At 52.1% G+C, this 22,972-nt stretch carries 15 protein-coding genes and 3 pseudogenes; 4 read left to right on the top strand and 14 right to left on the bottom strand.

Annotated elements, in window-relative coordinates; translation table 11 throughout:
• Positions 1-3: 3 nt before the first annotated feature.
• From VN12_RS23060 to mads1, 8 genes and pseudogenes are all read right to left on the bottom strand, one after another.
• Positions 4-2,916 carry a DUF1156 domain-containing protein gene (locus VN12_RS23060; RefSeq protein ID WP_240491243.1) on the bottom strand — a complete coding sequence of 971 codons (2,913 nt, stop codon included), beginning with the start codon at positions 2,914-2,916 and terminating at the stop codon, positions 4-6.
• A 48-nt stretch (positions 2,917-2,964) separates the two neighbouring features.
• Positions 2,965-3,141, bottom strand: a pseudogene (locus VN12_RS26905) (DUF1156 domain-containing protein); the annotation flags it as partial.
• Positions 3,138-5,957: a DUF1156 domain-containing protein gene (locus VN12_RS23055; protein ID WP_240491242.1), complete on the bottom strand. Its 2,820-nt coding sequence runs from the start codon at positions 5,955-5,957 to the stop codon at positions 3,138-3,140. The gene VN12_RS23055 and the pseudogene VN12_RS26905, both read right to left, overlap by 4 nt.
• A gap of 105 nt (positions 5,958-6,062) precedes the next feature.
• Positions 6,063-6,233: pseudogene (locus VN12_RS26900) on the bottom strand (DUF1156 domain-containing protein); the annotation flags it as partial.
• A 14-nt stretch (positions 6,234-6,247) separates the two neighbouring features.
• The gene (locus VN12_RS23050; RefSeq protein WP_146679079.1) at positions 6,248-8,050 is read right to left on the bottom strand and encodes a hypothetical protein; all 1,803 of its coding nucleotides are present in this window, start codon (positions 8,048-8,050) and stop codon (positions 6,248-6,250) included.
• A gap of 118 nt (positions 8,051-8,168) precedes the next feature.
• Positions 8,169-10,559 (bottom strand): helicase-related protein, encoded by a 2,391-nt coding sequence (locus tag VN12_RS23045; protein WP_240491241.1) that lies wholly within the window; start codon positions 10,557-10,559, stop codon positions 8,169-8,171.
• A gap of 195 nt (positions 10,560-10,754) precedes the next feature.
• A pseudogene (locus VN12_RS26895) lies at positions 10,755-11,543 on the bottom strand (DEAD/DEAH box helicase); the annotation flags it as partial.
• Between the two features lie 122 nt (positions 11,544-11,665).
• Positions 11,666-11,878 carry a methylation-associated defense system helix-turn-helix domain-containing protein MAD1 gene (gene mads1, locus VN12_RS23040; protein ID WP_146679075.1) on the bottom strand — a complete coding sequence of 71 codons (213 nt, stop codon included), beginning with the start codon at positions 11,876-11,878 and terminating at the stop codon, positions 11,666-11,668.
• A gap of 468 nt (positions 11,879-12,346) precedes the next feature.
• Between mads1 and VN12_RS23035 the strand changes: the two genes are divergently transcribed.
• Genes VN12_RS23035 through VN12_RS23020 form a run of 4 tightly spaced genes read left to right on the top strand, consistent with a single transcriptional unit; the run spans position 12,347 to position 16,191 of the window.
• Entirely contained in the window at positions 12,347-13,837 is a 1,491-nt protein-coding gene (locus tag VN12_RS23035) for a recombinase family protein (RefSeq protein WP_146679073.1), read from the top strand.
• Positions 13,838-13,865: 28 nt separating this feature from the next.
• Positions 13,866-14,726: a ParB/RepB/Spo0J family partition protein gene (locus tag VN12_RS23030; RefSeq protein ID WP_168164602.1), complete on the top strand. Its 861-nt coding sequence runs from the start codon at positions 13,866-13,868 to the stop codon at positions 14,724-14,726.
• 23 nt (positions 14,727-14,749) lie between these two features.
• A complete protein-coding gene (locus VN12_RS23025; protein WP_146679069.1) occupies positions 14,750-15,601 on the top strand; it encodes a ParB/RepB/Spo0J family partition protein in 852 nt (283 codons plus the stop codon).
• A gap of 5 nt (positions 15,602-15,606) precedes the next feature.
• Entirely contained in the window at positions 15,607-16,191 is a 585-nt protein-coding gene (locus VN12_RS23020; RefSeq protein WP_146679067.1) for a hypothetical protein, read from the top strand.
• Between the two features lie 54 nt (positions 16,192-16,245).
• Here VN12_RS23020 and VN12_RS23015 read toward each other — a convergent pair whose 3' ends face one another.
• From VN12_RS23015 to VN12_RS22990, 6 genes are read right to left on the bottom strand one after another with little or no spacing between them, the layout of a single operon-like run.
• Positions 16,246-16,941 (bottom strand): FkbM family methyltransferase, encoded by a 696-nt coding sequence (locus tag VN12_RS23015; RefSeq protein WP_146679065.1) that lies wholly within the window; start codon positions 16,939-16,941, stop codon positions 16,246-16,248.
• An 18-nt stretch (positions 16,942-16,959) separates the two neighbouring features.
• Positions 16,960-18,270, bottom strand: a complete 1,311-nt coding sequence (locus tag VN12_RS23010) for a hypothetical protein (protein ID WP_146679063.1) — start codon at positions 18,268-18,270, stop codon at positions 16,960-16,962.
• Positions 18,267-19,148, bottom strand: coding sequence for a hypothetical protein (locus VN12_RS23005; protein WP_146679061.1), 882 nt, complete (start codon positions 19,146-19,148; stop codon positions 18,267-18,269). Before VN12_RS23005 ends, VN12_RS23010 begins: the two co-directional genes overlap by 4 nt.
• Positions 19,145-19,816 (bottom strand): hypothetical protein, encoded by a 672-nt coding sequence (locus VN12_RS23000; protein ID WP_146679059.1) that lies wholly within the window; start codon positions 19,814-19,816, stop codon positions 19,145-19,147. The genes VN12_RS23005 and VN12_RS23000 overlap by 4 nt, the downstream gene beginning before the upstream one ends.
• 3 nt (positions 19,817-19,819) lie before the next feature.
• Positions 19,820-20,608: a hypothetical protein gene (locus VN12_RS22995; protein WP_146679057.1), complete on the bottom strand. Its 789-nt coding sequence runs from the start codon at positions 20,606-20,608 to the stop codon at positions 19,820-19,822.
• A 37-nt stretch (positions 20,609-20,645) separates the two neighbouring features.
• A complete protein-coding gene (locus VN12_RS22990) occupies positions 20,646-22,970 on the bottom strand; it encodes a phage tail tape measure protein (RefSeq protein WP_146679055.1) in 2,325 nt (774 codons plus the stop codon).
• Positions 22,971-22,972: the final 2 nt, after the last annotated feature.

Below are 22,972 nucleotides of genomic sequence, written 5' to 3'. Positions count from 1 at the left end.
CCGCTAGAGCCCTAACCCTTTCTTCCGAGCCAACACGCCTTCGACCCAGCGGCGTTCGTCGGTTGCTGGCGGGTAAAGCTTATTGAGGTTATCCGCTAACTTCCAAAACCTCTCGTCTTTGCCAACACCGTCTTCTACAAGGAATCGCTTCAGCAGTTCTCCCCGGTTTCCTGCGAAAAGAATCATTGCCTGGTGAACACGATCAAGTACGGTGGTGCCGGGCGTGGGCCCTTTCAGATCGATCCAGCCTGCTTCTGCGGCTTCGATTTCGTCGAGTTCTGCAAACAGAGTTTTCTGTTGCATCTTTTTCCGACGTCCTATCCCGAAATTACCTGCCTGAGCTTCTTGTCCGAACAAGTACGTTTTCCGCTCAGCGACGGGGAGCAATCGGGCTTTGTCGCCTTTGACTTCCACCAACGATTCGCATTGCTCCAAATCCACCCCCAATCCCTGAGCGATCTTGCGAGCCGCATCGAATTCCAGCACAAACCCACCTGTCGACTTGCCTTTGCTACCCGATGACAAATCGTCGTCATCGTCCGAGGCATCGTCTGAATCGTCGGCTTCCTCGCTGTTCGCTTTTGGTTTTTTACCTTCTTTGGAGGATCCACCGCCGATTGTCCAAAGCCACATGGCGGACAGGCGAGCATCGGGTTCCAGCCCGGCCGCATTTGCGTCTTTGAAGATCAATGAGAGAGCTTCGGAAGAAACCGTTCCCCAGACGTGTTCCAGATACTCTCGGAGCGTCGCCGTCTCACCGTTGGCTTTCTCAACGCGAGAATACCGGCTGAAAACTTCCAATGCCGGTCCTAGGCACGCAAAGATCGCATCCGCGCCCACCACTCCTTCGGCTGCTAAGCGAGGCATCCATTCATGGATCCGAATCGGCAATTCCCGGAGCACATCTCGCCATTCACCGACTTTTTGAGTTACCGCTCCGCTAGCGTCCTCACGTGGTCGGCAGATGATATGAATAGACGACTGAAGCGATGCGGACTCGTGCGCTTGCGTGCGGTTTGTCATTTCAGTATCGATGGGCCATGACGAAGTCACCATCCATTCGGCATCGATAATTGCTCCCAATATTGCCTCCCAACCTGCGGTCGTCCCTTCAGCATATACTACTACACCGATACCTGAGGGTAGAACGCAATCTCGTGCAGTCCTCAAGGCAGTTGCCATTCCCTCGCGAAAAAACATGTCATCCTTTTGCCGCCCCCCTGGCCCTTTCTGCGCATTTGTGACAATCAATTCGTCATCTTTTTCACTCAACGACGATTTGAAGAGTTCGCCAAATACGTCGCGAAGTCCGCGACGGAACCAAACGTAAAAGAAATCTGAGAGATCAGCATATGGAATGGCTGCGAAATATGGTGGATCAGTAACGAGTGCTGCCGCTGAATCAGTTGGAAGAATACTTCTCGTCGCAGATGAGCGTACAACAGTACCAGGCGATGAAAGGATACTATTTGCATATATGAACTTTGTAACCCATGCAATCGCGCCATCCCAATCTGCGGATCCACCGGAGAATGGATTTGCCTCGGCAAAGTCCCATACGACAGCAAGAGCCTGTTTTGAAAATGCGCCTTTGATTGTCAGTCGGCTTGCATCCCATCTCGACATTGAAGTGTTTTGGGAGACTGATCGGTTGATCGCAAATGCTAGGGCGACTTGCACAGCCTTGAGTAAGTCAGTTTCTAATCCGTGGTCAAGATCTTCAATCTTTGTCAACGCCTCATACAACGTATGAATCGCAAGCGCTTGACGTCGATTGTACAAGTCGCTGAATGTAATACAGCCGATTCGTGTGACGGCACTCAGCCCTCGTGAATTCTTGTAGGGACGAATTGGGTTAATATTTTCGATAGGAAAAGCATCTGGGTTTTTTCTCAAGACTTCTTCCGAAGCCCGTGTGGCTGAATGAAATAAAGTCAAGTCAGTCGAAGTTGCAGTCCGAAAACCACGCGTACTGCTGCGTTCAACGTACATCGCGTAAAGCCTCGCCGACTGAGCACCACCTCTTTGCGTCTTCAGCTGTTCCTTGACTCGTGCCGCAGAGGTAGTGAAGCCTGAGACGGGACATGTCGCGGAGCCACCTTTGACAGTTCCATTCTCTACCTCTGAATCCGACACTGGAGAAAAGATCTCAAGACGTGGTCTTCGTATGCGTTTTGGTTGGTCGCCACTTTGAACCAATACATCGTCCGTTACGACTTTACCTTGCTTGTCCCGAATCCAACGAAGTGCAAATGCGAACCCTCTACGCTTAGACAGCCACATCGTTCTTAATAGCGGCACCTCCACAGGTGCAAGATTTGCATCTGGTGCCTCCGATAGGATCGTCCGTGCCCAGAGATATGCGATCGGGGTCCCGCCGTCGGGGTCATTGGGATAGAATTCGGCGAGTTCCTTTTCTGCATGTTCCTTAATCCACGCTCCCCATTTGCGTACTTCTTCAGCCAGCCGAATTCCGTATTTGGGGATGTACTCGAGTACGACCTTGTTCAGCAGCACAGGAACTGGGTTGAGGTCACTCGCAAACGCATCGGCACCGACTCGCAATGCTTCCAGTGGAATCGAACCGCCACCTGCAAAAGGATCAACAACTAAAGGCCTTGTCCCTGGCTCTCCACCCAACGCTTCGTGAGCTGCTTGAGTAAGTGTTTGACTTGTCTCCAGATATGCAGGAACTGTCGAGTTATCCCAATTTGCGAAGTCGGCGATGAAGTCGAGCAACGCCATCCGCAGATCGCGCATATCAACGGCATCGTCCGGATTCAGTGACAATTTACCGGCCGCCAGGGCTTCCCACCGTCCTCGCGATTCTTCGGACAGAGTCTCCTGTAGTTGGCGCATCTCGGCGGTAATTCGCTCTGGATTGACTCGCTTGGCAAACGCTGTTAGAGCCTCCACCGCGGCCGTCCGAAAGGAAGGTGGACATAATGGATCTGCCGGGTCCGGCCAAAGGGAGGCACAAATTACGGCTCGACATGCGGCCAAGGGCCGCCTTGCCCACCAAATGTGTAGCGTTGAAATATGACCGTGGCGAATCGACTTCTCCCGACGAGCATGGGCCGAGATCTTTGAGATCGGAAGGTCAACTTCGATCAGCCGTTTAGGAAAAGGGTTGGAAGTCATAGCCCCAATCCTTTCTTCCGAGCCAACACGCCTTCAACCCAGCGACGCTCTTCGGTTCCGGATGGGTATAACTTGTTGAGGTTGTCAGCCAACTTCCAGAACCTCTCGTCTTTACCAACCCCGTCTTCTACAAGGAATCGCTTCAACAGTTCTCCACGGTTACCCGCGAACAGAATCATAGCCTGGTGAACACGATCAAGTACGGTGGTGCCAGGCGTAGGACCTTGCAGGTCAATCCAACCAGCTTCCGCTGCCTCGATTTCGCCAAGTTCTTCAAACAACGACCGCTGCTTGAGCTTCTTTTTACGACTAGGTCCATACGTTGTTACGGTCGTCCCTTTACCGAATAAGTATGTTGTCCGTTCTGCAACGGGAATCAACCTTGCTTTATCACCTTTTACTTCAACAAGTGACTCAGATTGCTCAAGGTGAATACCTAGTCCCTGAGCAATTTTGCGAGCGGCATCGTACTCAAGTACAAGACCACTTGCGACTTTTGATTTTCCTGCTTTCGTAGAATTTTCCTCGTCGTCACCGGTCTCTTCGTCGAGACTTTCATCTACTTCATCATTACCGGACTTCTTTCCGTAGCTACTCGCTCCACCGCCGATCGTCCACAACCACATAGCAGTTAACCTAGCGTCTGGTTCCAAACCAGCAGCACTCACATCCTTGAAGATCAGCGCAAGCGCTTCAGAGGAAACAGCGGCCCAAACGTGTTCGAGGTATTCCCGAAGAGTTGCAGTTTCACCGTTTGCTTTCTCAACGCGGCTATAGCGACTGAACACTTCCAACGCTGGCCCAAGACAAGCGAAAATCGCATCAGCTCCAACGACTCCTTCGGCGGCCAATCGCGGCATCCATTCGTGAATACGCCTCGGCAACTCGGCAAGGATATCCCTCCACTCGCCAATGGATTGAACGAGAGCACCCTCAATTGTTTCCCGAGGTCGGCAGACAAGATGGACGGAGGAAGCGAGCACTGCCGAATTCATTCCACGCAGTCTGGTTGCTAGTTCCGTATCGATTGGCCAAGAGGCCGTAATCATCCAACCGGCGGCTATCAATGATTGTAACTGAGTTTCCCACCCTGTAGTTGTTTTGTGTGCAAATACAATTACTCCGACCCCCTCCGGCCTTAGAACTCTTCGTCCTTCTGCCATAGCAGCGGTCATTAGCCTCTCAAAATTTTCCTTTGTCTTGTATGAATATTTTGGATTGCGTTCGGAGAGCTGGACGATTTCCTGCTTCTTTGGTGTAAGCTCAGTGCAGAATGTTGATGGCATCCAATCGACAAGAATTCGTTTAAGCCATACGTAAAAGAAGTCAGACAAGTCAGCATAAGGAACGGCATCGTAGTATGGAGGATCAGTAACAAATAAATCTACTGAATCGTTAGGTAATGGATGTTTATCGGCGGACGCTGCTTCAGAATGCCCTATATGCCACTTGTTTGAGTACTCTCGCAATACAAATACTGTGTTGTCATGATAGACATCCCAACTGCCTCGCGATGCACCTATTGGGTTGCCTTCGGCAAAATCCCAGACGATTCCCATCGCCTGGCGTCCGAAGAGATGCTGAACTGTTACAACATTCGGTTCCCAAGCGCAGAGGCTGTTTGCCAAGTCGGTCAACTTACTCAAAGTCAATGCAAGACAGCTTATCACAGCTAATCGAAATTCATGGTCGTCCGAATCAATTGCCGCATAGCATTTTTTGATCTCGCGGACAAATGTAAGGAGCGCGAGCAGCTGTCTATTGGAGAACAAGTATCTCCATTTGTGAACACCGAGCAAATGGATATTGAAAATGCTTCGTAAATAAGGAAGATCTTCACTCGGTATCTCTCCTTCGCCTTTGACCTCATCGAGTCGTGCAATTTCATTGCCTGCAGCATCGATGGCCTGCAGGTCTTTGACCGTTGGCAACCGAAAAGATCTTCCAACGACACCTGTTTTGACAGTCACAATGCAAACTAATCTGGCATCATTGGCTCCGCCTCGCCGCAGTGCCAACTGCTCTTTAACATTGTTTGCTGGTGTCGTATATCCGCAGCAAGGGCATGTTGCCGAACTACGCTTCATGGTGCCTTCAAACATCGGATTCAAAACACGCGAGGACGGGGAATCTTGCCAGACCCAGCCGTCACGAGTTTTCACGATGATTCGAAAGTCTATGCGAGAATGGGATTGATTTGGAATCAACTGCAGTGCAACCGGACGGACTCCTTTCTTCGACAACCACATAGACCGGATCAGAGGAATCTCGGCACCACAAGCAGGCCCCTCGCACTTGACTGTCCTTGCCCAGATATATGCAATTGGATTCGCTCCGTCTGAATCGACTGGATAAAATGTGGAGAGTGACTTTTGAACTGCAATCTTTACTCTGGCTCCTTGCTTGCTCACTTCGTCAGCGAGTTTCTCGCCATACTTAGGTAAGTACTCAAGGATTATTTTATTTAAGAGCTGTGGAACCGGATTAAGGTCGCTACCAAAGGCGTCGGCACCCACTCTCAATGCTTCAAGTGGAATCGATCCACCTCCGGCGAACGGATCGACTAACAGCGGTCTCGTCCCTGAAACTCCCCCGAGAGCCTCGTGAGCCGCTTGAGTCAACGCTCGACTTGTCTCCAAAAATGCTGGAACTGTGGAGTTGTCCCAGTTGGCAAAGTCAGCAACGAAGTCCAACAAGGCAAGACGTAGTACTACCATATCCTCGGGACTTGAGGCGTCGAAGCTAAACTTTCCACCTGCGATCCCTTCCCACCGTCCTCGCGATTCTTCGGACAGAGTCTCCTGTAGTTGGCGCATCTCGGCGGTAATTCGCTCTGGATTGACTCGCTTGGCAAACGCTGTTAGAGCCTCCACCGCGGCCGTCCGAAAGGAAGGTGGACATAATGGATCTGCCGGGTCCGGCCAAAGGGAGGCACAAATTACGGCTCGACATGCGGCCAAGGGCCGCCTTGCCCACCAAATGTGTAGCGTTGAAATATGACCGTGGCGAATCGACTTCTCCCGACGAGCATGGGCCGAGATGCGGGCAATAGGAAGATCGACTTCGATGAGACGTTTAGGATATTGATTCACTGTCAGTTTAGTTCCTACTCTAGTGTTACCACGGAAGCGAAGACAGCCTCGTCAATGGTTTGATCGTTTGCGGATCTGGCATCCGTAAGGTCCTTGAGTCGCCGTTGCCACAACACGGCATTGCGTTGATACAAGCTAGTTAAATCGGTGATGTGCTCGTGCCTCGCCATTTCGTTCAATGTGAACACCAAGATTTGTTTCAGGTAGAACTCAAGATTGGCGGAATAGAGTGCGAGGCGAAACCGCACAGGTGAGCCATGCACTAGACAACAGCGAATTCGGTAAAGGCGATCAACATGCCAGTTCAGCCTTTGCAAATGAGCGCTCAACTGACTCTCAGTCTTTACTGGCTCAGTTATCCACTCGGTAACCTGTCGTCCCCGGTCCGCGACGTAGCAGCAGTTTGAGATGGACTCCCAGAGACGCTTAGCAAGCGGCTTGTCCCGAATGATTCGAATCAATCCCGGAACATCGACCTCGGTGAAGCTGTCAACCGGCACTACAGCCTGGAAATCGGAATGCCACTCGATCCGTAAATACTTCAGAGTAATCAGCAGGTCGCGAAGGATGCGAAACAAGTATCCGCACAGCATGACGTGCTTGACATTGTCGGCTACGGTACGGCCGATTCTGACGCCTCCTACGCTGGTCAGCGCTTCCAGGCCCATCCACCAATGTAGAAACTTGTCGGAGTAATTGTGACTGTCTCGACCGAACCGGTATCTCCGAAGCGCGGTCTCAATCCGATTCTTTGATTCGGTATCAATCCTCGACGAGGCGAGCACCGTCGCAAGTCGTGCGGAAAAGCTCTTGAAACTCTCCTCATCCAGCTTGTCGACTGGATTGGGAACTGGATTGTCGACGTGAACAAGCATTCTTTTCGCATCAACGTTTCGCGTCACAAACGCCTGCCGGTCGATGCTCAATAATCCCGGTTCGAACTCGAATCGCAATGAATCGAGAAGGGGCTCAATTGCATCGCGAGCCTGGATAGCTGCCGACAGAAAATCGACAGACATAAACGTTCCTTCCGCAAATACCGTATAGCCATCCTCTGATACGAAGCGTTTTTGGTATTCGTGGTCTGGTTGTATGTGACTCTGCGAAGAAAGGGAAAAGCTCCGAAATTCTGTAAGTTGTCGTAGGTTGTTTCCGCCACTGATACGGAGCGTGACTCTGAACTCAGTGGGTGGTCGTTTTAGGCACTCGATCAAGAATTCGAGGTTTTCTGAAAACGTGCGACCGTCAGCAACCAGGAATTTTCGATGCCATCGAAATAACTCGCCAAGTTCCCATCCGCGTGAGACCAGATCGCTGACCACTGTGCCGGTGAGCGGAGCGATATGCTTTATCTCGGGCTTTGAGAGTGATTCAACTAGTCGATTGCAGGCCGTTGAGAAGTAGCGGGACTCGAGCGCCGCAAGCAAGTCCGTTGCTGCAAACATCATCTCCTTTAGCTTTTTTTGGTTCTCCTGACTCTCCTTTTCCTTTTTGTCGTTGCTGCCGGCGAGGTGGGGCGGTGATTCTAGGAATGGCTTGATTGCGGCGAAACCGCGTGAGAACGAAGGACTAATAGCTGGGTCGCCTTGCAGAATCGCAAGTGCTTCACTGCAAAGACCTTGAAACTCCGGTTGGTCGATGCGCCCTTTCGAGATTTCATCGCAAAGCTCGTGAACAACCGTACGTGCGTTCAAGCATTTGACCCGGTAAGAATCGAGGGACTTTTCGTGCGTAAGCCCATACCAGCAATCGAGAAAAAGCAATTCGTGCGGGTGGAACTTCAGATTCGCGATGGCGTTTCTGGGGACAAACCTCATGGGAAACCAACTTGATTTTTCTTCTGGGATAACCGACAATTAAACCATCAATTCCGAAAGAAACGGGGGTAAAGGGGCTCCGGTGCAAACCTTGCGGTTCACCAGACCAAACACCCCCTTAACTTTTTTCTGCACGGTGCCCTCCAATCTTGTCAGCACCGATCTGATAGTGCTCCACAGCCATCACAGGCTTCCAGCCGAGTTCGACCGGATTCTTAACCGTGTAGAGTTGCGGAGTTCCTACGCAGTTGAACGCGACGTAGAGCCAGTAGTCGTCTTTGAGTCGAACAGCGGTCTGGTACTCATTGGAACTCAGCGCTACAACCCCAACACAAGCCCGTCCCTTGACCTCGATAAAACGCACTTCGATAAAAGTCATTGGATCTTCAGGATGCGGGCGACGGGAGATTAAGTCGAATCCCCTATTCTCAGATTCAACACTTTCTACTACCCAGCCACGGGCCTCTTCGTGTGCGATGGCTAATTGAACCGCAATACGTTCAACGTCATCGTCACGAACCATCGGCGCAACTTGTGGACTAGCGCGGTCAGGATGTGGAACGATCCAAGCTCGCCCCAAGTGTCCTATATCTGCAATTGCACAATGTCGCTCAAGCTCAAGTTCCCTACGCCTTGACTCTAGCCGATTGTTTAGATCATCTAGATGCTGTTCCGCCTGAGAAATGATTCCATCTAGCCCAGTTACAGTCTCGCCTTCGACTTGTCGATTGAGGAATTCACCCAACTGATGGTTTTGTCGGTCTATGAGCGAATTGAGGCTTATCTCAACATGCTTAGCAATTCGTGCGACCTCGTTCTCCCGAATGGCCGCTTCTTTCCTAACCCAAGGTTCAAGGACCTTCGTGTAAAGGTACAGTTCGACTTGGCTGCGATCTGGGATCGTGTCTCCAGGGGCCGGAGTACCGTTTGGAGCTGGAATGATATCGTGAAGAAGCGTTGGTTCATGTACCCTCATCTCACCTGTCGCTAGTGTTTCAACTAGAAATAGTCGCCTGTGAAGGCAATGACCACGACCATCCTTAATTGATGCCGCGAAAACGTCGATGAGCCCTGGATAGCTGCGATGTATATCAAAAAAGACTGTGCCCCGCCGCAACGCGTCTTCCGTTCGGCTAACGACATCCGTTCGCACGGTTTCAAAAAGAGGATGCCCAGGAGTCACCCATTCAAGTGTCGGATCTGTACCAAGCAAAGCCTTGTCAAAGACAATCTTGCCGTATTCTCGACCAAGACGACCAAAGCGAGCTTCCTGTCGATCCCCAATGACAACCAGATGCCTAGGCACCTTTCCGATGCGATAGACATTGCAGCGATCAGAAGTTTTGTCTCTGCCTTCCAATCGCTTTGGGTGAAGACTGGTTTCTGGTGCGGCAGCCACAAAAAACAACTCAATAACCTCTGGTACGAGTCGTCTTTCTTTCGCTTCCGTTGATTTGCCGACGATAGCGGAAAGATTGAGCTCCTTCTTTGCGAGCCCCTCAAGTGTAGATTCCGTGATCTCACGGAATCGCTCGGGGCTTACATCACGAACGATGCGATCTTGGATTTGGTGCTCATTCATTTGGCGAGCGTACATCTCGCGAAACAGTTTCTCCAAAAGGTTTGAAGGGAACACCTCGCCAACAACATCAAATACTTGATCACTACCGAGATCCTCACGGATTTCCTTGAGCCGCTCTATGAGTGTCTGAAGGACGCGGCCTTCTCGGGTATTCTGTGCAACAAAATTAAATACAAGACAATCTTTCTCCTGCCCGTAGCGATGGATTCGTCCAACTCGTTGTTCGAGTCGTACAGGGTTCCAAGGGATATCGAAATTGACCATTAGCCAGCAAAATTGAAGGTTGATTCCTTCGCCAGCTGCTTCCGTTGCCACGAGTACCTGAGCTGACTCGCGAAACTCACGTTCGGAATAGATACGACTTCCGGGCGTATCACGGTCGCCAACTTTCATACCGCCATGGATTTGCGTGAGTGTAAGCCCCCATTCACGCAGCTTTCCCAAGGGTCGGTCATCGCGACCATCCCCTGCAAGGTAGTCAAGGGTGTCCTTGTGTTCGGTGAAAACAAGCAACTTCATCTTTGCGTTATCGAAAATTCCTTCTTCTTTCAGGATGGCTTTTAACTTCTGCAGTTTAGTTTGAATGTTTCGATCTTCTAGCTGTTTTGCTTGGTCAATCAATTGCGTAAGTCGCCCAATTTCTGAACGAAGCGCTGCTGGATCAACCGATAGAACCTCGTCTTCTAGCCTGTCAATAATAGACTGACGTTCTTCATCTGTGAGCTCTTCAAAGTCGTCAGGTAACTTGCGTTCAATCAGTTCCTGCCGATAAGCGTCTGGATCGTCAAGAATCTTCTGACGTCGCGCTCGCATCCGCTCTAGACTGCGGCGAACAGCATAGATCGACGACGCCATCCGCCTTTGTAGCATTGCCATAGTAAAGCCAACCGCGCGAGCGCGAGCCGATTCCTGCCCCGCAGCCGCCATCGACTGATCCTCGACATACCGCGTGAGCTCGTCGTAGAAATCCAGCTCTTCGCCGTTCAAATCGAATGCGGCCGTGCGTACTTCGCGTTTGGTAAAAAGCTTGCGTACTTCGCCTGTGTCTGGCGATGGAAACGTTACGAGCGCTTCTTTAGTTCGACGTAAATAGAACGGAGCCTCGTGATCTCGCAATGCATGTTGGAGGCTTTGGATGCTTCCATAGACGTCTGGGTCGAGCAGCGCAAGGAATCGACGAAAGTGGTCAGCGTCACCTTTATGTGGCGTTGCTGTCATCAGTAAATAATGGTCAGTCATCTTAGAGAGCGATTCACCGAGTCGGTATGCGTACGTCTTACGATCTTCTGCCGGAGCGCTCATCTTGTGGGCTTCATCGACAATTATTAGGTCCCATCGCGATCTCAAAAGGCTTTCGCGGGCGTCTTCGATGATTGAAACCCAAGACACCGAAGTAATGACCTGATCTCGCTCCTGCCAAGGGTTCTGGCCGTAGTTCGCTCGGAGTACGTCACCACGAATTACGTCGAACTTCTCCCGAAATTTATCAGAAAGTTCTCGTTGCCATTGGAATGTGAGGTTTGCGGGTGTAACGATCAATACACGGCGCACCAATCCTCTTGCTTTCAGTTCCTTCAGCAGCAGGCCTGCCATGATGGTTTTGCCTGCTCCCGGATCGTCTGCCAGCAGAAAGCGGATGCGAGGTAATTTGAGAAAATAGCTGTAGACTGCTTCCAGCTGATGGGGCAGCGGGTCAACCCTCGCTATCGAAAGGGAGAAGAATGGATCGTACTCGTAGGCCAACCCTAGCCGTTGAGCTTCAACTCCTAATCGGAACAGTCGAGCGTCTCCATCAAATGGCTCACGTTCGGCGGAAACGACAAGTTGCCCAATCTGGAATGGATTTAGAATTGGATCATGCGTCAGACCAGTTTTTTGTCCCCTGCCAATGATCTTGAGCGAATCACCCATGGGGACCACAGCTAATACTTCGATACGCTCAGGCAACGTTGGTCCGCTTACCAAACTCCCTGGTTTTATCAAATGATTAGTGTTCGCTGTCATGAATACGGTTCTCGTTGAACAAGTGGAAGCTATCTTGGCTTTGACAATTCGTTGGGTTCAGCAGCCCCGCCCGACCGCACCCAATCGTCGACTTCGTTGCGTTTGAATTTCCATAAACTGCCAACTTTGTGGGCAGGCATCTTTTTCCGATCGATCCACTTATAGACCGTATCTCTTTTGATCCCTAGGTAATCCGCGATCTCTTCCACAGATAGCCATCGATCCTCTGAAATCAACTTCATCGTTGCGGCTCCTAACACAGCTCCGATAGGCAGTGTCGAATACGTTTACGATCCAGGACGCTTGTCCAACTCATCGGGATTGAACCGGACGCATCATAACAAGTTTGGTAGCATCCAAAAGCTCTTCATCTGTAGCTTAGTCAAAGTCGCGAAGTAGAATGACGTGAGGTCTACCCCCTAAAGAGGGCCGAAATCGTAACACTTCTGGTCATTCGCCAGTATGTTGTGCCACTTTTGTTGCGCAGAAATCTGCCGCACTAGTCCACTATGGCCAGAGAGTACCGCCGTCGACTGCAATAAGCCCCGTTAATTCTGTAGGCCTCTCCTGAAAGTCTTTTCTTATTCGCAGATAACGTCCCACACTCGCAAGACAGCGGCTTGAGGTTTCTTGCCATCCATCGTAACTCATGGACCTGATACGCGCATTCCAGTCACGCGATTCCGGAACAAGTCCAGGAGGATCCAGACATGGCAAATTGGTGGGAAATTGAAGATTTGAATTCGGCTCCATTTCCAGCAGCGGTACGAGCGATCGCTTACTACCGGCACTCAGCACAAGACAGACAGGAAAACTCGATCCCCATTCAACAAGACCAGGTCCGCGAGTGGGCAAAGAACCATGGTGTTGAGATCATCGAAGAGTTTGCTGACCACGGTCGCTCGGGCCTGACCTCTGAAGGCCGACCTGCGTTCACGGACATGATGGAGAACTGGGTAAAGAAAAGAAATGACTTCCAATACATCCTCTGTCTCGATGTGAGTCGCTGGGGGAGATTCCAAGACATCGATCTATCCGCCCAGTTTAGCGCTGAATGCAAGAAGGCTGGTAAGCAGGTCATCTATACGACGATCGGTAAGCCGAGAGAGGACGATCCGCTCTATCCCGTCTACGTTCAATTCGAGCGATTCCGAGCTGCCCAGTACAGCAAAGAGCTGAGCGACAAAGTCTGGCGAGGGTGCGTCAAGATCTCAGAGCAAGGGTATTGGGCGGGCGGACCACCTCCATATGGACTCGACAGACTTCTCCTCGACGAATCCAAACACCCACTGCACCCTCTCGCTCCGGGCCAACGTAAAAGCATCCAGAATCAGCGGGTTACTCTTACCCCTTCGGCGTCAGACGAGGCACGCGTCGTGGCCCGCATCTTTGACGACTTTGTCAACCAAGGCCACTCTGAACGTCAGATTGCTAAAGCGTTAAATCGAGAGGGAATCCTCTCGCCCGGAGGAATGGGATGGAGCAAATCATCGGTCAAAAGCATCCTGCAAAACGAGAAGTACGTGGGGACGATCGTCTACAACCGAACAACGCAAAAGCTGAAAACTCCCAGGCGGGAGAACCCTGAAGAGAAGTGGGTCAAGACTCCTGACGCATTCGATGGAATTATCGAATCCGAACTCTTCTTGAAAGCACAAGAAATCTTCCAGCGCCGTCGAGACAAATACGAGTCCGAGAACATGCTCGCGGGACTCCAAAAGGTTTTCGAAAACAATGATTTCCTGCGTCCAAGTTTGATGCGAGCGGCAGAACTCCCATCAGCAGCCTGTTATGGCCAGAAGTTTGGATCTTTGGATTTTGCCTTCCAACAGCTTTTTACCCCTCTCAGAAACGAAGCTCGACGCGATGTAGAGGCAAAACTTCAAACAGTACTTGGTGAAGTTCTTTCCTACGCTGACTTTCTGGTTCTTGATCGCAAGCTCACTCTTTCGCTTCAGCCGGTTGTTCCCACTCCGCACGGATACGCGGCGTATTGGCCACTACGACGCGATTCACGTGCGGTGATCGACCTGACGCTTGGTGTCCTACTCGCCGAGCCGGCGCAGCTACGAATTCTCGGATACATCGCTCTGCCCAAGTGGATTCAGACCGATCGATCCTTCCGGGTGTTTTGCTCTTCACAGAACATCGAGCTTCTGGGGCATCGCAACCTGGACTTCTTAACCAACCTAGTCCAATGAGGTGATTATGGAACCAGAATCAAACATCATGTCCTTTAGTGACCGCCGTTACGAGGAGGTCCCAGTCGAGTTGATCAAGGTCATCAATTCACGTGATCGCGACAACGACCAGTTCAAGATGAACGTTAGCAGCATCAGCGAACTTGGTTTGATGAAACCGATTCGCGTCAACGACAAGTTCCTTGAGAAAACAGGTTTCTACGAACTGATTTGCGGCGAAGGTCGTCTGCTTGCCCACAAGGAACTCGGGAAAACGCGTGTACTAGCCGAGGTTGTTACCTGCACACGGAAAGAAGCCTACCTTCAATCACTTGTAGAGAACATTGCCAGGACTAAACCGGGGACGATGGACTTCGCTCGCGAACTCAAGAGACTGCGAGACGAAGGATGGGAGTACACCAAAATCGCCAAGGTTGCATGCAAGACAGCAGAGTACATTCGGCAATACATCCGACTGATTGAGCAAGGCGAAGAAAGACTGATTCTCGGTGTAGAGCAAGGAGTGTTCCCGATCACTTTTGCGTTGCAGGTGACCAATTCGGATAACTCACAACTTCAGCATCTGCTGATGGATGCATTTGATCAAGGGATTGTCACTACAGCGAATTTTGCGCATGCGAGAAAGATCATTACGCAGTATGCCAGCAGCGGCAAAAAACGTGCTGCATCGAAGAAAGACTACACGGTCGATCAGCTGAAACAGGACATCGCAGACGCGACCAAGCAGAAGACGAACTACGTCAAGCAGGCCGAACACAAAGAGAATCGATTCCTTACGCTCCTCACCGGGATCAACGCAATCTGGCGAGACGAGGAACTTCGACGACTTCTAGCGGAAGAAGGGTTGGATCAACGTCCTGAACTTATGGGTGACTTCAAGTATGAATAGCAATAGAAACGAGAGGATTACAAATGCCGCCGAACGATGCGTTAATTAAAGGTCTCGACTTACCGATTGTGCGTCTAAAACCAAGAGTTTCTCGCGAGATTTCAAATCGCGAGTTTCAAAGAATCGCAGCAAGCATTCGGTCGGTAGGCCTGATCGAGCCACTCGTCGTATTCCCAGAGAACGGCGACTATGTGATTCTGGATGGTTACCAGCGATACAAGATACTGCTCGAGATGGGAATCGAGCGTGTTCCCTGCATCATCTGGAATGAGTGTGAGGCATTCACCGGCAACCGAATGGTGAATCGTCTCAGCCACTCCCAGGAGATGCGGATGCTGCGAAAATCGCTCGAGGAATTGGATGAAAAGACGATTGCCGCTGCATTTGGTATCAGCAGCATCGGGCACAGGCTGAATCAATCACTTTTGAAACAACTACATCCTTCGGTTGCGAAAGCCTTTGAGACAGGCAAGGTACCAAAGAATGTGGCAAGGGAATTGAGGTATGTAAAACCCGAGCGGCAGATAGAAATCCTTGAGCTGATGGAATCATGCAACGACTTCAGCGTTCCATTCGTTAGAGGGCTCATTCTTAAAACTCCAGTAGCAAAAAGGGCCAAGCTTCCTGCCAACGGCTTTTCACCATGGGAGAAGTCTGAGAAGAAGAACGACGACCTCCTTAAACGCCTACAAGAGGTCGAGGAAAAACAAGAGTTCTATGCTGGATTGTACCGCCAGTACTCCTACAACCTTTTGAAGCTCATCATCTACGTTCGGTCCCTAATGGCGAATGAACGCGTGCATGCGAAGCTTGCCGAACAACATGCAGGATTGCTTGTTGGGTTCCGAGAAATCGTCGAAGGAAGCGAGGGGTAGTGCGCATGAACTCGATTGATACCCAAAGGAAACAAGTGATTCGAAAAATCCTCGAGATGGAGAGCCTGCATCAAACGCTGACCGAAGAATCTGTCAGTCAGTTGCACAAAGACTTGTTCGAAGAAGCATGCTCTCTGTTTGGAACATGGGAGATAGCCCTCGATTACGCCGGGGTACGTTTGCGACCGGTATGCAACAAGGCACTTGCCCCCGGCGCTGTAGTTGGAAAGATACGCAGCCATGTCGCGAAGCTCTATTCCGTGAAGGCGATGAATGTTCGGCGGTCTGACTCTAAGCTCTATAAGGCCGCGATTGCTACATTTGGTTCGTGGAGAAACGCCTTAAAGGAAGCCGGCGTCGACACGACTCGTCTTTACTATGGACCTACGAGTCCAAAACTGAGTGATGAACAGATATTCCAACTGTTGCGTGATCGGTTTCAGCAGGGGAAGCCCATGCGTTTTATCGACTTCGCCTGCGACAACATGGCGGCTGCGAGACTTTTGGAATTGCGGTTTAAGAGTTGGAAGAAGGCCTTGCGATTGGCAGGCCTCACGGATTCGATCGATTCGATCCAAGAGCAGGTTTGATCGTAAGATGTTGATTCCCCCCACCCGTTTTGATCCACAATTCCATGACCACACTTACGCGCGATGCGCCACGAACATTCCCACGGAGTGCGGGTGATTCGGATCGATATTGAACACGTGAGTCTGGCCTAGAAAGCCGGCCAGTAGGAGATTGTCTTTGCGGCTGTGCCACTCGCCACGGATCCATCCAATGCGTTCCATGAGCCCCAAGGCTGCGAATTCAGAGACGATCAAATACTCGGCTCCCTCGCAGTCCAGTTTGAGTAAGTCGATCTCGTCGATGCCGACATCGCCAAGCTTCTTCCAGAGATCTTTCGGAGAGATACAATCGACCTGCAAACCGAAATCAGAATGCCTCGGCTCAATAGATTCCCAGACTTTGGGGACGTACTCGCTTACACGACTATGCGAAACGGGCGACGAGAGGATGCAGCGACCGCTTTCGGGGGCAACTGCGGCGTTAATGAGTGTCAGATTCTCTTCGGGGATATGCTCCGTGTTGCGAACCAACAGTTCGAAGCTTTCTGGATGGGGCTCGACGGCGACGATCCTAGCTTCGGGCCAATAGTGATGACACAGGACCGTAAAGCTGCCCACATGGGCGCCGATGTCCAAGATGGTTCGCACCTGATGGGATCGCAGCACATCGACTTGGTACTCATCTTGAAAGACGGCGTTCGCGAATTGAGCACTTGCAGGCTCGATGAAGAAGTCTCGACCATAGACTTGGTAACAAGCAGGGAACGACATCGCAGTTACTTTCGGGAGTTAGGTATCGAGAAAGACCAGTTCGATCGGCATTCGCTCGTATTCGAGCCATTGCCCCGTCCACGTTTGTGGGTCTCGCTGCCGGAGATGGCAGGTGGGACGATCCACTCGGGAGAGCGTGAGAACCATGCCGCTATCGACTTGGTTCACATGCCAGCAACGTTCGCACTCGGCAGCACCTTCGCCAATCATTCGGTCGCCATCGAATTGCAAAACCCGTTCGTCGTAACCGACGCGTCTATAGATTGCCTTCTTGCCCTGGATGGACTCGATCAAGGATTGTTCGTTCGAGGTTGGCTGTTCGTTTCTCCAGAGAACACCACTCCACATCGAAGCGAGCGAATGGACTAGATCGAAACAGAACTGCTCGTTGGCCAAAGAATCATTAAAGCGATTACCTCCGAATCGCCATTTGTCTTGGCAACGGTGCTGGAAGAGGATCTGACCGCGGAAGTCGTATTGAACAATGGTGTGGACATTCCACCCAGGGCCGGCGCTCGGCATCGCGTATTCCGAGCCCAATCGTCGCCATCCCAGATGGAAACACTCCTTGTCACCATAGACATGTTGGAACGTGAAGTCGGAATGCTCGGCATAGAGTAGAGATAATCGCAGCTCGCGATCGCATCGACGTTTATCGATGAGGTATTGTCCCGATTCGAACGCGCGTTCATGCTCGGCCACTTCCGGTTCGGCCATGTCGGGCATCCCGAAGATGCGCCACACTCCGGGCTTGAGAGTCCAGCATGCGTAGTCGGGCCAGAACACCGCGCCGTGGCGTTTGTACTCGTCGCACTCGAACAGATACGTGGGATCGCACACGACTCCATTGTCGGCGTCGAGGAAGAGAACTTGGGCGAACGGTGAATGGAGCGTCGCAAAAAGTTTTAATTCCCAGCCACATAGGATCCGGCAGGGGTGTTCTTTTTCAACTTCACGCGCGTCGACGCACTCGACGCCGAGGGGCGCGAGCAGTCGCTTCATGTAGGGATCCATTTCGCCATCTCCCAAATACCACAGTTGGATCGGAAGTGTGCATCCGAAATGGCGGAGGAGATTGACGTTCACCCACACGCTTGGGAAGTACTTGAGTCCTCCCCCTGCGATGACGATGCCCCGCTCTTGGGAGTAGGTCGCGTGACTGGGTTTGAGGTTGTCGATGAACTGATCAACCAACCGCTGGTGGGCTTCGATGGTGTTATCCCAGGTTCCCCATCCATTGGGCCAAGGCCCCGGCGGACACTGTGCAATCAGTTCCATCATCGCATCGGGAGTCATCGCGGGATTGGCGTCCATGCAACTTGCCATCATTCACCTATCTCCAAGTCAGAACCGTTACTGCAGCAATTGGGAATGGGATTCAATTCCAGGTAGCATTCGGCAGGAATACCCAAGTCGGCTGCGAGCTGTCTTGGGTCCGCTCCTTGATACCACGTCAACCAGCTAAAGAAGGGATTCGGAAAGTAACAGTTGGTCGGCGGTACTTCCGAGCAGGTAGCCCAGAAGGAATATTCACCATAGATCGCGGAGCATCCATTCAGCTCATTAACTGCGCCGACTTGGGTTACTTCCGTTGACTCGCCGATGGAACAAAGACCACCAGAGGGTCCATTGAAGAACACACCGATCCACAGATTGGGACAGAAGCCTGATGAACCGGATTGGCTTCCGGAAACACTCCCGCTGGGACCACTACTCCCGGAGGGAGCGGAGCCGGATGGGCCGCTGCTACCACTCGAACCTAGGCTTCCACTGCTACCGCTTGGGCCCGAGGAACCGGATGAACCGGAAAGACCGGACGATGCTAGAGAGCCCTGGCTGCCAGAAGGTCCGCTCGAGCCTGATGGGCCGCTCGAACCAATTGTCCCACTGGATCCCGAGGGGCCGCTTGAACCAGATTGACCGCTGGAACCGGAGGATCCGCTTGAGGACTGTTCACAACAGACGAGGGCATAGACTGGCAAGTCGGCCAATCCAAGATAGCGCATGAGGTAGCGTCCCATGTGGGGAAACTCGCAACTCGATACTGCATACAAAGGGCTACCATCGTTCATACCTAGAAAGCGCCCTAGCTGCCGTTTCGCGTTTTGACCGGAGCGTTTTTGCGCACAGGTTGCGGCATAGACCGGGAGGTCATCGACTTTGCCTTGAACAGCAGTAGCGATGTAGCGGCGCGAAGAGAGGGTCATCGATTAGCATCCACCACTTTGCAGTTAAAGACTGTGTTCCAAGTTTGCGAAGCGACATCGAATCGTTGGACCACGCCTGGGTAATAGCCATTGGCATCCGGTATGTTGCTGGTGATGAAGACGACCTCTTCGTAGTTCGCGTTATCGAAGCGAATCACGGCCCAGCGGATGGTACCGGTCGATTCGATCCACATGACCGACGCAGGACCATGCGGGACATTTCGCAGAAAGCCATGTTCACCAGGCACGGTTTCCACACAGTCATAGACTTGCATGCCAACCGAAACTCTTGCGATGACACAGCCGCTCACCACCGCGGTTCCGATCCTGTTTTCCCCAAGGGGCTCCAGCAGAATCCCGAAACGCGATTTTGTATTAGCAGAGGGAAGGAGCCCCTGAAAGTTCGATTGGTTTTTGAACTCGTTGAGATTGTCCGTCGGGGAAACAATGGGAGAGCCAAGTGCAACGATGGAGAATCGATCCAAGTCGACCCCGGTTTGATTGCGAACCTTGGCAAGCGACGTTTGCCTCGAGGTGCCTTCTGTATCGGAGAGCTGATTGTGTCGCTGATTTCTTTGGAATTGAGAGAGATCCATCAACGCGTTCCAAGCCTCCGCTGGAATCCGCAAAGGATCTCCCGGTTGTACTTTTCGAAATGGCTCCGCCATTGATCAGACTCCAATTCCGAGTGTACTGAAGTCACCATAGGGATAGACTTGCTCGACATACGCAGCCACGGGGCGTTTGATCAACGTCTTGGCTGTTGGATCTTCATCATCGACGAATCGCACCCACAGGTATTGCCAACCTTCTTTGCTGACTAAGAGCCCACCATCACCGATCGGTTGGTTGACGACATTGGGGCTGGCAGCGAATTTGTAGGTAATGGCCCAACGCTCGCGCCCACGCTTGCTCCCTGTAGCCCCCAGAAACAGCAGTTCCCCTTTTGCATAGCCCTTGAAAGGCACGCCGTTGACTTTGCCTGTCAGGATAAAGAGGTTGTATTTGAATGCAGGGGTGACGGTCAGGGCATCGAGGTATTTGGTCTCGGAGAAATTGAAGACCGGAACGGTGATGTCGACACCCTCCACTCGGTCTTCGGTAACACCGATGGCTCCTTGATAATTGGGGGCGACGTAGCCAGGCACTGACAATCGTTGCAATGTCGCCAAGCTCGTTGAAATACGCTGCGTCCCACCGGAAGTATCAAATTCATAGTCGCTTGGAAATTCGATCAGTTGGTATCGAGCGGTGGCATACCAAAGATCTCCACCCTGCGGTTCGGTATCGATCTGCACCAAGCTCAGATCAAAGTAGTTCTCGGGTGCATTGGCCTTCACAAGGCTACGCACTTCTGCTTCGTCGTCCGTGCCGCGCACGACATAGATCAAGTCGGCTCGATTGTCGTCCCCTTCGCTGGAAGGGCGCGAGTCATAACGTTCGGCAATCCAAGCAGTCATAGATAGGTGGTTGCTAGAGACGAGAAGCCCATGGGGATTAGCTGTAGGACAAACGAGAATCTGCGACGACTTGAATCAGTTTCCGAGTGTTGGCAGCAGTTTGTTCTGCGGCTTGAAGCTGACGATCAGACAAGCGATCGGCGCCAAGCCCTCGAATGGCAAAGGCATTGAAGGTTGATTTCGCCTCAGCTGTCTGCTTCTCCATGTTCACAGAGGCTCCCGATGCAGAGAGGGCTTGCTTCAATGCTGCCATCGAGGGATCGAGCGGAGAGGGCGCGTTGTCTTTCGATTCCTCGGTATTGAGGTCTTCGATCGCTTTTCGCCATTCCTGTTTGGCTAGTTCGAGCTCCTGCGCAGCGGCATCGATGGCCGATTGACCTTGCTGCTGCCTCGTCGCCGCGTCTGATTGCTTGGCCTGCTCTAGGGCATCGGCGCGCCCTTGCCGCTCGGATTCGATTTGAGCTCGCTGGTTCTTGCGATCTTGGTCTCGCTTACCGATTGCATCGAGCATCGCTTGGTCGGCGTTGTCGTTTAGGGAGGTCGTTTCCTGATCGATACGCTGCACTTCTGCGTTCACATCGATGTCGGAATCGAACATTCCTTTCAGTCGCGTCCAAGCCTTCTTGATAAAGCCGACCGTCGAGTACCATGTTTTAGTGAGGGTACCAGTGAAAAGAGACCAAGCATCCGCAAGGAATCCAATGGTTTCGACCCACGCAACTTCGATACCGGCCCAACCATCGCTTATCCCTTGGGCGATGCCATAAGTCATGGCATCGGTGACAGCGAGCATCGAATCCTTGAATGCTACCCAATACTCGGTGAGAGCTCGGATCCCTCGCATCCATTCCAGTTTGAGCGTCAACCAAAGGATCTTGGCCGCAGTGCTGAGATCTCCTGCCGTAAGTGCTTTGCCAATGGCACCGAGCGCGGTGGAGACATCCGATCGGAGCGTGTCGAATTTCGTACCGAGCCACTGGATAGCTTGCCCGCCCAAGCCCGATGCATAAAGCAGATAGGTTCCCAGTCCGACGACGGCCATCGAAACGAGACCGATCGGGGAAATAAGTGCGGCGAAGAGGGTTCCTATCGCTGACAGGATCCCCGATACGAAACCGAGAGTGGTTAAGAATCCGCTGATAGAAGCTCCAACAAACGAGAACATCGCTCCCAAGCTAACAACAACCGTTCCCATCGCTAGAATGGCGAATGTTACCTTGGCTACGAGCTTGATCGTTTGATGGTTCTTCTCGATCCAAGCGATGACGCCGGTCAACGTTCCCGAGAGGGCATTGCTTAGATATTGCAGTGAACTGCTGAGCGATTCACCGATCGCGATAGCTAGCCCCTCGATCGAGCTTTTGAGAATCCGGAAGGCGCCTCCGATCCCGGCTTCCATCTCTTTGGCGGTCCTCGACGCAGTCCCACCTGCATTTTTCAGGTCTTCGAGGAGAACCCGCGTATCGGCTGCCGACTTTCCAATCGCGCTTGCGGAGGTGATCCCGAGCATCCCAAACACACGCGCGAACTTGGCAGCTCGTTCCCCTGTGGGGAGTTTGCTTGTTGCTTCCGATACTTCACCGAGGATATCGATCAGACGGCGAGAGTTCCCAGCAGCATCCATGGTTGCGACGCCGAATTCCTCTTGGAAGCTTTGGGCTTCGGCTGCACTCAGAGTCAGAAGGCGACGAAGCGAAGTCCCTGCATCGCTTCCTTGAATCCCCATGTTTCCAAGAGTACCCAAGATGGCGAGCGTCTCTTCGAGAGTCATGTTGGCATCGGCTGCGACGGGGGCCGCATACTTCAGAGCTTCCCCCAGGGCCTCCACCGAATTGAATGTTTTATTGGCTGCTACCGTCAGAGCATCGGCCACCCGTGTGCCGTCTTCTCCGGACAAACCAAATTGCTGGATACTGGCAGCCATTATTCCCGCCGCGCGTGTTGCATCCATTCCGGTGGCACGGGCCAAGTCCATGACCGCACCCGTCATGGCGATGAGCTGATCCGGGTTGAAGCCGGCGCGACCTAACTCTGCCATCAGCTTGGCCACTTCGGAAGCGGAATAGCTGGTCGTTGCACCGAGCTGCTTGGCTTTATTTCTCAAGCGTTCGAAATCGACTTCGGTTGCTTGTGTCACCGCCCGCACTTCGCGAATCGCATCGTCGAAGGAAGCGAAGACCGCCATGCTACCTGCCATAGGGAGTGCTGCGGCAGTTCCCATGCTCATCAAGCGTGTACCGAGCAATTGAGTGGACTGACCGAAACTCTGCAGTTGCTTTTGAGCCTGTTGTAGTCCTTTCAACAATTGTGAATGGCGTGTCGAGATTTCAACGTAGGCAGCGCCGGCTTTGACTTGGGACATCG

This window comes from Pirellula sp. SH-Sr6A (assembly GCF_001610875.1).
GTDB lineage: Bacteria > Planctomycetota > Planctomycetia > Pirellulales > Pirellulaceae > JBKCUI01.
Note: the sequence above shows the minus strand (reverse complement) of the source record. Positions and strands in the feature narration are given on the sequence as shown.

Excerpts from the sequence above, each read along its gene's own strand:
- VN12_RS23055 (WP_240491242.1), bottom strand. The coding sequence starts at position 5,957 with ATGCGCCAACTACAGGAGACTCTGTCCGAAGAATCGCGAGGACGGTGG.
- VN12_RS23050 (WP_146679079.1), bottom strand. The coding sequence starts at position 8,050 with ATGAGGTTTGTCCCCAGAAACGCCATCGCGAATCTGAAGTTCCACCCG.
- VN12_RS23045 (WP_240491241.1), bottom strand. The coding sequence starts at position 10,559 with ATGGCGGCTGCGGGGCAGGAATCGGCTCGCGCTCGCGCGGTTGGCTTT.
- mads1 (WP_146679075.1), bottom strand. The coding sequence starts at position 11,878 with ATGAAGTTGATTTCAGAGGATCGATGGCTATCTGTGGAAGAGATCGCG.
- VN12_RS23035 (WP_146679073.1), top strand. The coding sequence starts at position 12,347 with ATGGCAAATTGGTGGGAAATTGAAGATTTGAATTCGGCTCCATTTCCA.
- VN12_RS23030 (WP_168164602.1), top strand. The coding sequence starts at position 13,866 with ATGTCCTTTAGTGACCGCCGTTACGAGGAGGTCCCAGTCGAGTTGATC.
- VN12_RS23025 (WP_146679069.1), top strand. The coding sequence starts at position 14,750 with ATGCCGCCGAACGATGCGTTAATTAAAGGTCTCGACTTACCGATTGTG.
- VN12_RS23020 (WP_146679067.1), top strand. The coding sequence starts at position 15,607 with ATGAACTCGATTGATACCCAAAGGAAACAAGTGATTCGAAAAATCCTC.
- VN12_RS23015 (WP_146679065.1), bottom strand. The coding sequence starts at position 16,941 with ATGTCGTTCCCTGCTTGTTACCAAGTCTATGGTCGAGACTTCTTCATC.
- VN12_RS23010 (WP_146679063.1), bottom strand. The coding sequence starts at position 18,270 with ATGATGGCAAGTTGCATGGACGCCAATCCCGCGATGACTCCCGATGCG.
- VN12_RS23005 (WP_146679061.1), bottom strand. The coding sequence starts at position 19,148 with ATGACCCTCTCTTCGCGCCGCTACATCGCTACTGCTGTTCAAGGCAAA.
- VN12_RS23000 (WP_146679059.1), bottom strand. The coding sequence starts at position 19,816 with ATGGCGGAGCCATTTCGAAAAGTACAACCGGGAGATCCTTTGCGGATT.
- VN12_RS22995 (WP_146679057.1), bottom strand. The coding sequence starts at position 20,608 with ATGACTGCTTGGATTGCCGAACGTTATGACTCGCGCCCTTCCAGCGAA.
- VN12_RS22990 (WP_146679055.1), bottom strand. The coding sequence starts at position 22,970 with ATGTCCCAAGTCAAAGCCGGCGCTGCCTACGTTGAAATCTCGACACGC.